Here is a 13,094-nt window from a genome sequence, read left to right as displayed (position 1 = left end):
CAAATTGATATAAGGAGAAGCGGGATGCACTAGCAGATGCCAAAACCGGTAAGTCAATAGACATTGATTCTTTGCTTTGATTGCTATAAAACACAGACGGTTGGGGTTGATTCATACAGTGCATTTAAAATATCATATAGTGAAATACATGAGACAGTTCTAAACGTGGTGTATAACAATTGTGGAGAACTTTGTTAGTGTTTAAGTAGCCGGTGCATTGTTGGAGCCGGCTATTAATATAGCCGGCTTTCGATTAAATCGACAGCAATGTTACAAAAATTAAATACTCAAATTCCGCACACTGGAATGAACAAATTGCAGCTTTTCGAAGGTGCATTAGGATTTCTAAATCTATAATTCACGGATACTGATATTGATGCCCAGCAATAGCATCGTCACTTTTTCTTTTTTTCTTTATACATATACGCATCCGCTTTTTGAACTAGTTTTTGAAAACTGCTTCCTTGTTGAGGATAAATTGCATACCCAACGGAAGCTTCCACATTTGAAAAACTTTCGGAACTTTGCAATGTGATCGCCCGCTGAAGTTTCTGTACATAATCGATGGCAAACTCTTCCTCGATATTTGGAACTAGAATGATGAATTCATCTCCTCCCCATCTTGCAACTAAATCATTTTTCGTAACATATTTATTTAATGCAGATGCAATTTGTATGAGCAATTCATCACCTTTATGATGACCATATTCATCGTTAATTTCCTTAAAATTATTGAGATCCAACATAATAATTCCTAAGGTTTGTTTCTTTATATCACATATTTTTGCAGCCTTTTGAAAGTATTGCTCTACCGTACGACGATTATATGTGCCAGTTAATGGATCTCTTTCAGACAAGTATTTGACATTATCAAACTGCTTTCCGCACCACCAAGCGACACATAGAAAAAAAGCAGTTAAAATGAAAAATGTCCAATTAAAAGCCAATGCTAAATATTGATGATAATATAAATAACGGATTAAGTTAAATAAGAGAACGATTCCAATTGCCAGTATTCTTCCACTATAGGTCATTTTATCACCTTGCTCATTTCTCTTTATTCAAAAGAGTAATTTTATACTATTACCCGAAGTTTGCCAAGTAAAGGACTAGAATTTCTAACTTTAAACCAATACATTTTAACGACATAAATAAACAGAAATAATTAGCGAGATTCAATTGCCACGTGAAAGACTGTGCTATTTTAATAACACAAATAATTGTGGCTGAATATTTTATTCGAAAAACGTCATTTGTCAGATTTACTATACAACATATTTATAAATAAGCGACATTACTAGATCTTATAGCTAAATTGGCACATATTTTAAAATATGTAGTATCTTAATTCCGCTATTTAAAGGATTTATAATTTAAAAGTTTCCTGCTGGGGGTGCGTACACTATACATTCTAATCCGGCTAGCTGTTAAGTAGTTGCATTTTCCTTCTCTGAATAAATCGTCAAATAAAGGAATTTAAGGTTTTCGCAGCGTGGCTAGGTTTGCTTTTGTTCAAATTTAAAGTCCGCCATAGAGGGGGAAGTTCCACATAATTGGAAAATAAAACGAAAAACCTTCCTTTATTTACCCCTGAAATGAGCTCCCTACTCCATATTACCGGAAAGTCTCCGTTTATTTCCTTTCGCTAGTCACTTAGCGAACGACCAGAATTCCCTGCACGAGATGTACTGAAGTTTGCCTCAATTCCAAAATATTAACATAAGGTTGTTTTTTGTGCGTCCTCATACAAGCTTTGACCAAATTGCTCTATAAATGGAATTCCCTATAGTATAATTAATCAAAGAATATTAAAATGCTTTATAAGTAATTGTAATCATATCATAGAGGTTCGGATGCTAATTAACAGTCAAAAAAGCCCCGAAACCCTTGGAAATAGAAAGTGTATTTTGTTCGTACTTTTCGTAGAGAAAGGAAAACAGACTTAAGACCTTAAAAACGGATTTAGTAAGAAGGCAAAGTGTAGGAGGGAAATGCCATGAGCAAAAAAGATGAAGCATTGGCGCAAATTGAAAACATATTGAAGGAACTGAAAAAGGGCGAGGAAGAAAGCGCTGCTACTGCTGTTGTAGGACAAAGTAAAGGCAATGTCAATATTTCTGGTGCATTATTTAAGCTCATTTTCAAATTCTGGGGATTAAAGATTTTTTTTGTCGGATTCATTCTCCTTGTCATTATATATGGAGGTACTTGGCTATTCACGGGAAATACATTTAAAAAGGAAAGTACAATATATGTAGAACAGATTCAGGAATTGGCAGCGCTCGCAACGGCTGAAGCCCATGTAACAGTAACCATTGAGGAAGAGGATAATAAGCTGTTCGGAAATGATATTCCTCTTAATCTGCCAGGTACAAAGAGAGAGCTATTATTAATCGTTCCTGCCACAGTCGTTGCAGGAGTCGACCTTAAAGGGCTAACTTCAGATGATATAAAAGTCAATGATAATAAGAAGGAGCTGGAAATCGTCCTGCCACGGGCAACACTTATACAGGATCCGACAATTTTGATGGATAGTGTCAAAACTTTCTCGGATGAAGGGCTGTTCCGCGGGGAAGTGGAATGGGATGAAGGTTTTAGCCTGGCAGCGGAGGCGCAAAAGAAAATTAGGGACGAAGCCGTTGAAATAGGCTTATTACAATCAGCCGAAAAAAGCGCGGAGAAAGTGCTTAAAGGGTTTTTTGGCAATCTGGGATATACTGTGAAGCTAACTTTTAAATAAACTGAAAGGCGGTAAACTTGCAATAATGTATTCTTTTAGATGAAAAACCTTCATTTTCAGCCGATATTATAGGGAAGTATTGCAGATAAAGGGGGGTAGTGATGAAGAGACTTAGATTTGGTTCTAAAACAACTATCAAACAAAAATTACTTGTCAGTTTTTTACTTGTCAGTCTCATTCCGATGCTTATTGTAGGTGTTGTCATCTACCAAACTTCAGTGAATGAGATTATAAGTCAGGAAGAGGAATCGATGCATCGATTCACGGAAAGTACTGTACAGGGGATGGAAGAATGGATTAGAAGCAGGGTAAATGAAATTAAATTAGCCTCGAAAACAGAAGAAATTACATCACTCGACCCAAAAAAGCAAAATCAGCTGGTTAACTTAATCAAAGAACAGGATCCAGCGTATGAAGTCATCTTTTTTGCGGATACAGAAGGAATTGCGAGAGCTCATACAACTAAAGAACAGATTGATGTTCAAAATCTTTCAGAAAGAGACTACTTTCAAAATGGAATGCGGGGAGAGGACACAATTTCAAACGTGCTAATCTCAGGCACGACGGGAAATCAGATGATTGCTTTGGCTACTCCTGTTTTTTCCTCTACGGGAAGAATCACAGGTGTACTTGTAGCGACGCTGAATTTTAATCACCTCGCCGAACAGTATTTAAGCAGTGAAGATCAGAATTTGCAGCCTATTTTAATTGACAGCAGTAATGTCATTCAATTCCATCCGAATAGTGATCTAATTGGAAAATCACCCGCTGAATCTGATTTAGATGCAAAATGGCTAACAGTATTTGAAGAAGGAAAAAACAATAGCGGTATTACCACGATTGGTAATAAGAGCGATGCCATGCTTGTTTCTGCGGTGCCTTTTGAATTTGCTGATTACAGTCTTTATTATGTTTCACCAATGAAAGCCATTCTTTCGGCAACGGATAAAATTAAATTATTCAGCTTAATCGTTTTTGGTATATCCGTTCTCGTTGTCCTTGCTACGGCCCTTTTCATAGCTTCCAAAATCAGCCGTCCTATTAGACAAGTGACCGACCAAGTAAAAGCAATAGCTGACGGAAATCTGAGCGTCGATCCGCTCATTATAACTAGTTCAGATGAGACAGGCTATTTGGCGGATAATTTGAACAAAATGCAGCAAAATCTACATCACCTGATTACACAAATCGGAGAAAATTCTTACCAAGTATCAGCTGCATCGGAAGAGCTAATGGCTAGTGCAGAACAATCGAGTCAAGCTTCAGAACATATTACATTGACAGTCGATGAAGTAGCAGACGGGGCTGAACAGCAAATGGGGACTGTTGAGCAGACGGTCCAAAACACAGATACGCTCTCAATGAATGTAAACCAGATTGCTTCCCACGCAAAATTGACTTCCAATTTATCGGAACAAGCACTGGGTAAATCCGGAATTGGGAATGAAACGATTCAGTCGACTGTAATCCAAATGAACTCCATTCATGAAACAATGAGAGAACTGTCAATCTCAATCACTGGAATGGGCGAACGTTCAAAAGAAATCGATCAAATCGTTGAAGTCATCTCAGGTATTGCCGCGCAAACGAATTTACTTGCTTTAAATGCCGCAATCGAGGCAGCACGTGCCGGTGAACAAGGAAAGGGATTTGCCGTTGTCGCAAACGAAGTACGAAATCTTGCGGAACAATCATCCGATTCCGCCCAGCAAATTGCGCAGCTCATTTCGAATATTCAAGCAGAGTCGAATAATTCGATTCAGATGATGGAAAAAGGTCAAAAAGAAGTAGATGACGGTGTTCAAATTGTACATGCAGCGGGCCAACTCTTCGCCGAAATCAAACAGGATTTACACGAAGTGGCAGAAAAGTCTAAGGAAGTTTGGGCTTCTTCAAATCATATGAAAGAAGGTACTGTTGATGTCGTTGATTCGATTAATCAGATATCAGCCATTTCAAATCGTACTCTTTCTGGTACTCAAAACATATCTGCTGCATCTGAGGAGCAACTAGCGTCCATGCAAGAAATTTCATCCTCTGCAACTGTTTTGGCAGATATGGCAAAGGATCTTCAAGAAATGATTTCGAAATTTAAACTATAATATTAAAGTAAAAGATACTAATGCATTGTAATTCCACCATCAAACAATCCATACCCAAATGTAGCACCTTCTTGATGCCATCGACATATCAAGAAGGTGCTTTTTCATTTCGCAAAAAATCGGACCTCTCTTATCTTGACGATACATCATTCAGATTTTCAATATTTGGTTTGCCTATCATAAATATATTGCCCATTTTTCAGCTATAAATAGATTGGTGAAAGTGAAATATTCGGGATGTTCTGCATCGGCAGCAAATCAAAATCCATATTTACCGTTTAGTTTATTATTTGAAATACAGGAATTTCTCCAAAATTTAAATAATAGCACTATTATTATGTTATCCATACAAATATATTGTATTTTAATGATTTTCCGCTATAATAATTTCTTGTGCATTCTGAAAATGCATAACTAATAAAAAGGCGGAATGATAAATGAAAAAAACCCTTACAGCAGTTTTAGCAACTGTATTGTTATTGGGCGCATGCTCAGAGGAAAAGGACAATACGGAGGCTCAAGTAGACACAAAAGCGTCAGCAGAAACTACTGTGGCAGTTAAACCAACAACAATCAAAGGCGAAGATTATGATGAAGCGGGCGGTGCAGATGCATATGCGAATGCCGGCGATAATTCAGAGTCTCGCTATTACAAAATGCCTGATTTTTATAATATGAAATCAGATGAAAACTTAACGATCATCGAGAAATTCCAAACAATGCAGCAAACAACGGAATGGTCTTGCGGTCCTGTGACAGCATTAATGGTAGCAAACCACTTCGGATATGATGAAATGACGGAAATGGATATTGCCACTGCAATGAAGGCTATGACAGATTTAGATGTGGAGGGCGCATTGCCTGGCTCAGCGAATAACTTCCATGAATATGGATCAGATGTTTCTAAATTGTATAATTTTTTTTCAGGAATTGAAGGTTTTGAGGTCGTTGAATCTAGCTACCGTGCTGAGTATAAAGAATCAGACTTAATTCAAGCAGATTCAGGGGCAACAGGGGCGAATGTTGGCAACCTTCCGGAAACATTTACATGGAATAGCTTATACGCTTCGGAAAATTCAGATACGACAGAAGCTTGGGTATCTGATGCCAAGGATAGCTACTTTGTAAAATGGTTAACAGACCACCTGCAAAACGAACGACCAATTATGGTGGAGTGGGGCGACTGGGGCGGTCACTGGCAGGCAATTATTGGCTATGACAACAACGGTACACCAGGCATCGGTGACGACATGCTTATTTTTGCTGACCCTTATGATACATCTGACCATTGGCAAGACGGCTATTACTTCTATCCATTAGAGCGCTGGTTCGGTATGTGGAACGACCGCAATATCGCACCAAAGCCATTCCAATTACAACCGTACATTGTTGTGGATTACAATAAATAAAAAAACGGGACAAAACCTGGTTCAAAATGACAGGACTCTGCATTTTTCTTTTACGGGAATATGCAGAGTCCTTTATACAGACTTACTTTCATGTGTAATTTCTTAGTACCCTATGCCAGGTCCAGATGCACAAACAATCCAGCGAACTGATCACAGATTATATCTTGAAGTAAGGCTTTAGCTTTGTGTTTATATTTGTTTCAGTGAACTGTACGATAAACAAATAATGTGTTTAAAACAAGCCGTTCAGTGTAAAAGCTGAGCGGCTTATTTTAACTTGGGATGTTTAATTTATTGAGATTATTTGAAAGAGCCTTCAAATAAAATTTCTTCTAATGGGCGACGGCCTGATGGGGTTTCGCGTTGTTGCAATTCGGGAGAAAGCATTTCTTTTTCACCTTTATAACCGATCGCGATTGCTAATTGCACATCGAAGTTTTCAGGAATATTTAATGTTTCCTTCGCAACATCTTTGTAAATACCGCTCATTGGGTGGGTGATTAAGCCTTCTTTAGCTGCTTGTAATGATAGGAATCCCCAAGCTGTGCCAGCATCGAATTCATTTGATCCTTTTGTATTGTCGGAAACTAGTACTGCTAATACTGGCGCATTTTTAGCCCATATTAAGTTTCCTTCCATTAAGATTGGATGGAACTTTTCGAGGTCAGCTTCTGTTTTAGCGACGATGAAGCGCCAAGGCTGGTTGTTGCCTGAAGAAGGTGCCCAGCGAGCAGCTTCAAATAGTCGGTTTAAAACGTCGTCGGCTACTGATTTGTTAGCATAAGAGCGCGGAGACCAACGATTTAAAAATAAGTCTTCAATTTCATGTTCAGCTGTTCGGTAATCTTTTGCTTGGAATGTCATAATAAAATCCTCCTACATGTATCAAACTTCCTTGTTTATTTTAAATTATTAAAACAAGTTTGCAAGCAACTAGACTTACGAAAAGTAAGTGCAGGGCTACTAGTTTTTCTTTTTAACTTGGATGTAATATGAGGGAAGGCCTGCATAATAATTGCTCAGCTGACTGTTTTAAACGGAATCGGCTAATACATATACCATTAAATTAATTGGTCTACTGCAATAACCCTGCCGCAATCGAGGACCGTAATATAAAAGAGACCCGTATTCTGCAATGCTTGTTCTGAGGGCAAAATACTGCGCAGCGGAGTTCGCTATGTTAAAATTTCATTGGAATAACATATAGAGGAGACGATGAAAATGGGTCAGTCATTACAAGGTAAAGTTGCGGTTGTAACAGGTGCGGCACGCGGAATCGGTAAAGCGGTAGCGGTGGCATTAGCAAAAGAGGGCATAAATGTAGGTGTGATTGCACGTTCTGAAAATGCACTGCAGCAAGTGGTGAAAGAAATCGAAAGCCATGGTGTTAAGGCTGCCTATGCAGTTGCAGATGTTTCAAATTTAGCTCAAGTACAGAAGGCTGCCGCTCATCTGAAAGAAGAGTTGGGATTAACAGATATTTTAATTAACAATGCAGGCGTCGGGAAATTTGAGAAGCTTGTCGATATGGACCCAGAGGATTTTAAAGAAATTGTCGACATCAACGTAATGGGGACATTTTATGTATCGCACACGATTGTACCGCAATTAATCGAAAAAAATGCGGGTGATGTCATTAATATTTCATCAACAAACGGGTTAAACGGTGCGGCGACATCAAGTGCGTACAGTGCTTCTAAATTCGGTGTCATCGGCTTGACAGAGTCGCTTGCCGCGGAAGTGCGCCGTCATAATATTCGCGTAACAGCATTGGCGCCAAGTACGATCGCAACAGATTTGGCGGATGCGCTGAACTTAGTGCCTGCCGATAAAAAAGACCAATATATGCACTCAGAGGATATTGCAGAATATATTGTAGCGCAATTAAAGCTAAACCAGCGCATGTATATCAAAAGTGCGACATTGATGAATACAAATCCGTTCTGATGAGAGGCTAGTTTTCAAAAATACGCTGCAAGAACCGATTGAACAACAAAAGCTCTTCACTCTGCTTACAGAATGAAGAGCTCTTTTATATTGACCTATTGTTTAATAAATGACATGTGTCATCTGTATTCATTGACGCCTGTCGATATTTTTGCAGATGCCTTCCAATATACGATAGAGGTACGGAAATGGAGGGGCATCAATATGAAACGTATTGCATTGATCGATATTTTAAGAGGGATCGCCATTTTAGGGACACTTGGAACAAATATTTGGATATTTGCGCATTTAGGTGATTTAAAGTATATAACGACCACGGACTTCACCGACTGGTCGGGTATGAACGATATTGTACGCATCCTTGTACTGTTCGTATTCAACGGTAAGCTGCTCGGCATATTAACGATTATGTTCGGGGTAGGAATGCAGATAAAATACGAGCAGTCCATCAGGCACAGTAAGCCTTGGATTGGGATGTATAAGTGGGTGATCGTATTTTTAATGGTGGAAGGTCTTCTGCACTATGTACTCGTAATGGAGTATGATGTGCTCATGAGCTATGCAGTGACTGCAGGAATTATTGCTGTCATACTAAAGCGCGGGGAACGTGCGATGAAACGGGCGTTATGGGTTGCCGGAGTTTTCCATTTTGGAATGCTTGCTCTAATTTTTACTTCAATGCTGATGGGCCCGGCGTTTTCAATGGCAAGCTCTCCACAGCTGATCGCGATTTATGCAGAAGGGTCATGGCTGGATCAGGTCCAGAATCGTCTCATGAACTTTATGCTCTATAGAACAGAGGCAATTTTTATTATTCCTTTGAATATTCTTTTATTTATTATTGGTATAAAGCTTATGCGCAGCGGTGCTTTCTCCTTTACTGATCGCGGCATTGCAATTCAGCGGAAGCTGCTCATTTGGGGTCTAGGTCTAGGTCTGCCTTTGAATGCATTGACTTTTGTACCAGGCGGTCTATTTGATTTGCCTGTCCGCTATATGTTTGCCCCTGTACTGGCATTGGGTTATATAGGACTGATTGCTTTTCTTGTTCGGACATGCAGCACTTGGCGGATTTGGAAGTGGCTAGAGAAAACGGGGCGTATGTCTTTGAGCTGCTATATTCTGCAAAACATTACTGCAACGGCTATTTTTTACGGTTGGGGTTTAGGCCTCGGAGGTAATATGAATAGTGTGGAAATTACAGGGGTTTTTTGTATGATAGTAGTAGGGCAAATTATACTGGCGAATGTGTGGTTAGCTAAATTTCCGTATGGGCCTGTCGAATGGCTGCGGAAGGGAATATTGCAGATGCTGGAGAGATAGGGGGGCTAGATGCTGGAATGGTATCCTAAAAGTCAGGCAAGATATTTAATAATTGATGTACTGACCGTCCTGCTGTTCGGCTATGCGGTTGTCGTCTCGGCGCAGATTCCGTCACTTGTTTTCAAAATTGTATTTATAGTCATTTATTTAGGAGCCTATTACACGGCACTGTGGTATCAGGATGGTTTGTTGCTTCCGGCTGCCGTGCTTGGTTTTGTTATTACGGCATATTTGGCCTATTTAGGCGGCCCACAGTGGATATTCTTTCAGTTTGCCTTTGCAGACTTTGTCGGGCGAGCTGTCAACCGCCGTATTTTGTGGATTGCTACATTCATCAATTTCCTCCTTCTAGCCAGTCTCGTCTGGCGCTATCAGGAGGAGCTGTTTTCAAACGCACAGTCAATTGTACTGGCGGTTATGCTTTTTATTTTGCTGCTTCCGTGGTTACGCTATTATATGGAGAAGTCCAAACTGCTTCAGCGTGAGGTCGATAAAGCGGCAGTTCACATTGCGATGCAGCATGAGCGTCAGCGGATTGCACGCGATCTGCATGATACTTTAGGCCATACATTGACGGTCATAAAGGTGAAAACAGAGCTCGTTTCCAGACTGGTGCCAAACGAGGATCAGCGGATTCATAAAGAGCTCGATGATATTATACTGACAGTCCGAACAGCACATAAGCAGGTGCGTGAGATTATATCGGAAATAAACTTTTTATCCTTGCATAGCGAACTGGAGCGTTGTGAGCAACTGCTTAAGAATGCCGGTATCCGTATACAGATTGATCATCAGCTTACGAATATTCTGCTGACGAGTGTGCAGGAAACGATGCTTGCCTATAGTATCCGAGAGGCGGTAACGAATGTCGTGAAGCACAGTCATGCAGCTGCGTGCACAATACATCTTCACCAAAAAGAGGACAGAGTGGAAGTAGCTATTATCGATAACGGAATCGGTTTATCCGATAAGCAGCATGGTAATGGGTTATTTACAATGAAGGAACGGATGAAATCATTAAAGGGGAATGCAGAATTGACGTATGGCCAGGCGGGGACAAAGGTGTTCCTGACAATACCACTGAACTCAATGCAGGAGGGTGGAAAATGATTAGAATTTGTATCGCTGAGGATCAGCAGCTTCTGAGAGGCGCTTTAATATCGATTATGGAGCTTGAGGAGGATTTACACATAGTAGCTGAGGCGGCAGATGGAAAAGAGGCATGGGATTTAATTGTAAAGGAAAGGCCGGATATATGCATTTTGGATATTGAAATGCCGCATTTGACCGGGTTGGAAGTAGCTGCGAAAATACGCCGCCACAATCTTCCGTGCAAAGTGATGATTATGACTACTTTTGCAAGGGCCGGTTATTTGCAGGAAGCAATGGATCTTAGTATTGAAGCATATGTCCTGAAAGATGAGCCGATCGAATATGTGATTGGTGCTGTACGTAAAATTATGCAAAATGAAAGGGTAATCAGCCAGGATCTTGCAGCCGCTTTATTTATGAATGAAAAAAATCCTCTAAATGAACGGGAAATCAATGTGCTAAAGCTCGTGAAGGATGGATATACGACGAATGAAATCAGTAAGCAGCTATTCCTGACTAAAGGCACAATCCGCAACTATTTATCTTTATCCATTCAGAAGCTGGAAGTTGAAACGAGGCAGCAAGCTGTACAAAAGGCGGTTGAGAAGGGATGGATATAGTTTTAGGCGATAGGGAGAGTGTAGTAAGAAAACTCTAGTTAGATGGCTGCATAATTAATAACTCAAACTTCGCAGACTGAAATCGACAAATAAGCCTTGATATAGTTAGGCAGACCGTCAATCCATTGCTGTAATTGACTTTTGATTAGTTTTTGTAATGTTTTATTCGTCATTTTAAGGGCACCTTCAAGAAGCCCGATTAATTGCTGTAATGCGACAGCCCAATCCAGTTCGTTCACTTCATCACATAATTCATAAAAGATGCCACCTAATGTGCGTTGATCGTTATGGCAACGATTCTGCCAGGACAGGACGATGTATCTCGAAAACACAATCGTTGTGTGGCTAATCAGTAAATCATATGACATGCCTTGAAATTCTTTCTGAAGGCGTAAGAGGGATTTGGTCGTCTTGATAAAGACCTCAATATCCCAGCGCATGCCATAAATACGGACGATTTCCTGTTCAGAAAGCGTACAATCCGTGCTGAGAATCGCCAGCCATTCGCTCTTTTTATTGCGGTTTTGAATAAACACGACCTTTACCTGAATGCCATTTGCCATTGCGGTTTGAATCGATCGCATGATGCCTTTCTTACCGTAGACAGGTGCGGCAACCTTATATAGTTCCTTCAAAGATAGCCTTTTTCCGTTCACCAAATAACGCTGATTCGTTGCCTTGACCATGCCAATGACGTCAAGACCGAGTTCAGCGATTGATTGAATAAGAGGCTGCTGCGTAAACCACGTATCCATTAACACATAGTCAGCCGATACACCTGTTTGTAAGGCTCTCTCAAGCATACCTGGAATGACGGCAGGAGCCGATTCCAGCGCTTCTACACGACGTTTATAGCCAGAAGAACGCTTATCAATATTCTCGGAAATCCCATTGATTTGCGCCTTCTTTGAACTCAGTAACGTGAAGTCAAGCGGCATAAACGTAAAGCCGTCTGACCATCCCAAAGTAAGCATACGGAAGCCTTTATAAAAGCGCTTCGTTAACGATGAATGGTCCATACAACGCGCAAGGAGCTCTACTTTTTTACTGCGGTTTCGGTCGAACATGGAATCGTCTATGATGAAAACCTTTGGACGTTTTGCATCCGTCAGCTGATCCACCTTTTGAACGGCATGCGCGCTCAAATAGGTTAAAAAACGACGCCATGCAAACTTGGAATGATTCATGAAGCGATAAACAGAATCCTTGGCAGGGTAACGGTCTCCCTTTTTGGAATTTAAAAGGGTGAACCAGCTCTTATGATGAAAGATTAGGCAAAAAACAAGTTGAAACAAATAGGTTGTTGTGAAGCCAATTCTTTTAGTAATACCCGCTTTTCGAAGATGTTTCACGATTTCCAATTCACGAAATACGGAGTTTAATTCTTTTGGCAGTTGATTGTTTTGGTCATTATGCTCTATCATAATGGAAGCACCTCTTCTGTATGGTAGTGTTTTCTAGTCAAATTCACTATACCAAAGAATGAGGTGTTTTTTATATTTATAAAAATGTTTGTCAAGGTTCTTATTGAAACCGAGAAGAACCAAATAGAGCCAACTATTGGATCTAATTATTTAGGTGCGAAGTTTGAGTTAATAAAAAATAGAATGTGATATGGTGAACCTTATCATAAGTAAATGAGGTTTTTTAATCATCAAAAATGCAAGCCAAAAATAACAAGTTTTGTATAGAAATTTGTATATTTTTGGTTTGTTAAGATTCTATATTAAGCTAGGTAAGCTTATCTTTAACCCATTAAATATTATTTATTAAGTTGCTCATTAAACACACTAATTGAGTAATAGTTCTCTTTTAATAAGTTATCAATTATCTGCGATATTACACTTGGCTCTCGTAGGTC

The 13,094-nt window shown here is 39.8% G+C and carries 10 protein-coding genes; 7 read left to right on the top strand and 3 right to left on the bottom strand.

The features are described from left to right. Positions 1-395: 395 nt before the first annotated feature. A complete protein-coding gene (locus ACTHOQ_RS14315) occupies positions 396-1,034 on the bottom strand; it encodes a GGDEF domain-containing protein (protein ID WP_440496829.1) in 639 nt (212 codons plus the stop codon). Between the two features lie 962 nt (positions 1,035-1,996). Between ACTHOQ_RS14315 and ACTHOQ_RS14310 the strand changes: the two genes are divergently transcribed. The 3 genes from ACTHOQ_RS14310 to ACTHOQ_RS14300 all read left to right on the top strand — a co-directional run bounded on the left by ACTHOQ_RS14310 (position 1,997) and on the right by ACTHOQ_RS14300 (position 6,251). Then, the gene (locus ACTHOQ_RS14310; RefSeq protein ID WP_440496828.1) at positions 1,997-2,740 is read left to right on the top strand and encodes a DUF4230 domain-containing protein; all 744 of its coding nucleotides are present in this window, start codon (positions 1,997-1,999) and stop codon (positions 2,738-2,740) included. Between the two features lie 101 nt (positions 2,741-2,841). Next, entirely contained in the window at positions 2,842-4,842 is a 2,001-nt protein-coding gene (locus ACTHOQ_RS14305) for a methyl-accepting chemotaxis protein (protein WP_440496827.1), read from the top strand. Positions 4,843-5,279: 437 nt separating this feature from the next. After that, on the top strand, positions 5,280-6,251 hold the full coding sequence (locus tag ACTHOQ_RS14300; protein ID WP_440496826.1) for a C39 family peptidase: 972 nt from the start codon (positions 5,280-5,282) through the stop codon (positions 6,249-6,251). Positions 6,252-6,551: 300 nt separating this feature from the next. On the opposite strand, the gene ACTHOQ_RS14295 is transcribed toward ACTHOQ_RS14300, so the two are convergent. Then, complete coding sequence (locus tag ACTHOQ_RS14295; protein ID WP_440496825.1) at positions 6,552-7,115, bottom strand: nitroreductase family protein; 564 nt, start codon at positions 7,113-7,115, stop codon at positions 6,552-6,554. Positions 7,116-7,472: 357 nt separating this feature from the next. On the opposite strand from ACTHOQ_RS14295, the gene ACTHOQ_RS14290 reads away from it, so the two are divergent. The 4 genes from ACTHOQ_RS14290 to ACTHOQ_RS14275 all read left to right on the top strand — a co-directional run bounded on the left by ACTHOQ_RS14290 (position 7,473) and on the right by ACTHOQ_RS14275 (position 11,233). Continuing rightward, positions 7,473-8,198: a 3-ketoacyl-ACP reductase gene (locus ACTHOQ_RS14290; RefSeq protein WP_440496824.1), complete on the top strand. Its 726-nt coding sequence runs from the start codon at positions 7,473-7,475 to the stop codon at positions 8,196-8,198. A gap of 204 nt (positions 8,199-8,402) precedes the next feature. Beyond that, positions 8,403-9,521: a DUF418 domain-containing protein gene (locus ACTHOQ_RS14285; RefSeq protein WP_440496823.1), complete on the top strand. Its 1,119-nt coding sequence runs from the start codon at positions 8,403-8,405 to the stop codon at positions 9,519-9,521. A 9-nt stretch (positions 9,522-9,530) separates the two neighbouring features. Further along, positions 9,531-10,631, top strand: coding sequence for a sensor histidine kinase (locus ACTHOQ_RS14280; RefSeq protein ID WP_440496822.1), 1,101 nt, complete (start codon positions 9,531-9,533; stop codon positions 10,629-10,631). Further along, positions 10,628-11,233 (top strand): response regulator, encoded by a 606-nt coding sequence (locus ACTHOQ_RS14275; RefSeq protein WP_440496821.1) that lies wholly within the window; start codon positions 10,628-10,630, stop codon positions 11,231-11,233. The genes ACTHOQ_RS14280 and ACTHOQ_RS14275 overlap by 4 nt, the downstream gene beginning before the upstream one ends. Before the next feature lie 62 nt (positions 11,234-11,295). Here the strand turns inward: ACTHOQ_RS14275 and ACTHOQ_RS14270 are convergent, their stop codons facing one another. Beyond that, positions 11,296-12,657 (bottom strand): IS4 family transposase, encoded by a 1,362-nt coding sequence (locus ACTHOQ_RS14270; protein ID WP_440496820.1) that lies wholly within the window; start codon positions 12,655-12,657, stop codon positions 11,296-11,298. Between the last annotated feature and the right edge of the window lie 437 nt (positions 12,658-13,094).

Origin of the sequence: Solibacillus silvestris, assembly GCF_051967575.1 — a bacterium.
GTDB lineage: Bacteria > Bacillota > Bacilli > Bacillales_A > Planococcaceae > Solibacillus > Solibacillus silvestris_B.
The sequence above is the reverse complement of the archived record's forward strand: the minus strand, read 5'-3'. Positions and strand labels throughout refer to the sequence as shown.

Coding starts and splice junctions, on each gene's coding strand:
- ACTHOQ_RS14280 (WP_440496822.1), top strand. CDS start 9,531: ATGCTGGAATGGTATCCTAAAAGTCAGGCAAGATATTTAATAATTGAT.
- ACTHOQ_RS14305 (WP_440496827.1), top strand. CDS start 2,842: ATGAAGAGACTTAGATTTGGTTCTAAAACAACTATCAAACAAAAATTA.
- ACTHOQ_RS14300 (WP_440496826.1), top strand. CDS start 5,280: ATGAAAAAAACCCTTACAGCAGTTTTAGCAACTGTATTGTTATTGGGC.
- ACTHOQ_RS14290 (WP_440496824.1), top strand. CDS start 7,473: ATGGGTCAGTCATTACAAGGTAAAGTTGCGGTTGTAACAGGTGCGGCA.
- ACTHOQ_RS14310 (WP_440496828.1), top strand. CDS start 1,997: ATGAGCAAAAAAGATGAAGCATTGGCGCAAATTGAAAACATATTGAAG.
- ACTHOQ_RS14270 (WP_440496820.1), bottom strand. CDS start 12,657: ATGATAGAGCATAATGACCAAAACAATCAACTGCCAAAAGAATTAAAC.
- ACTHOQ_RS14275 (WP_440496821.1), top strand. CDS start 10,628: ATGATTAGAATTTGTATCGCTGAGGATCAGCAGCTTCTGAGAGGCGCT.
- ACTHOQ_RS14285 (WP_440496823.1), top strand. CDS start 8,403: ATGAAACGTATTGCATTGATCGATATTTTAAGAGGGATCGCCATTTTA.
- ACTHOQ_RS14295 (WP_440496825.1), bottom strand. CDS start 7,115: ATGACATTCCAAGCAAAAGATTACCGAACAGCTGAACATGAAATTGAA.
- ACTHOQ_RS14315 (WP_440496829.1), bottom strand. CDS start 1,034: ATGACCTATAGTGGAAGAATACTGGCAATTGGAATCGTTCTCTTATTT.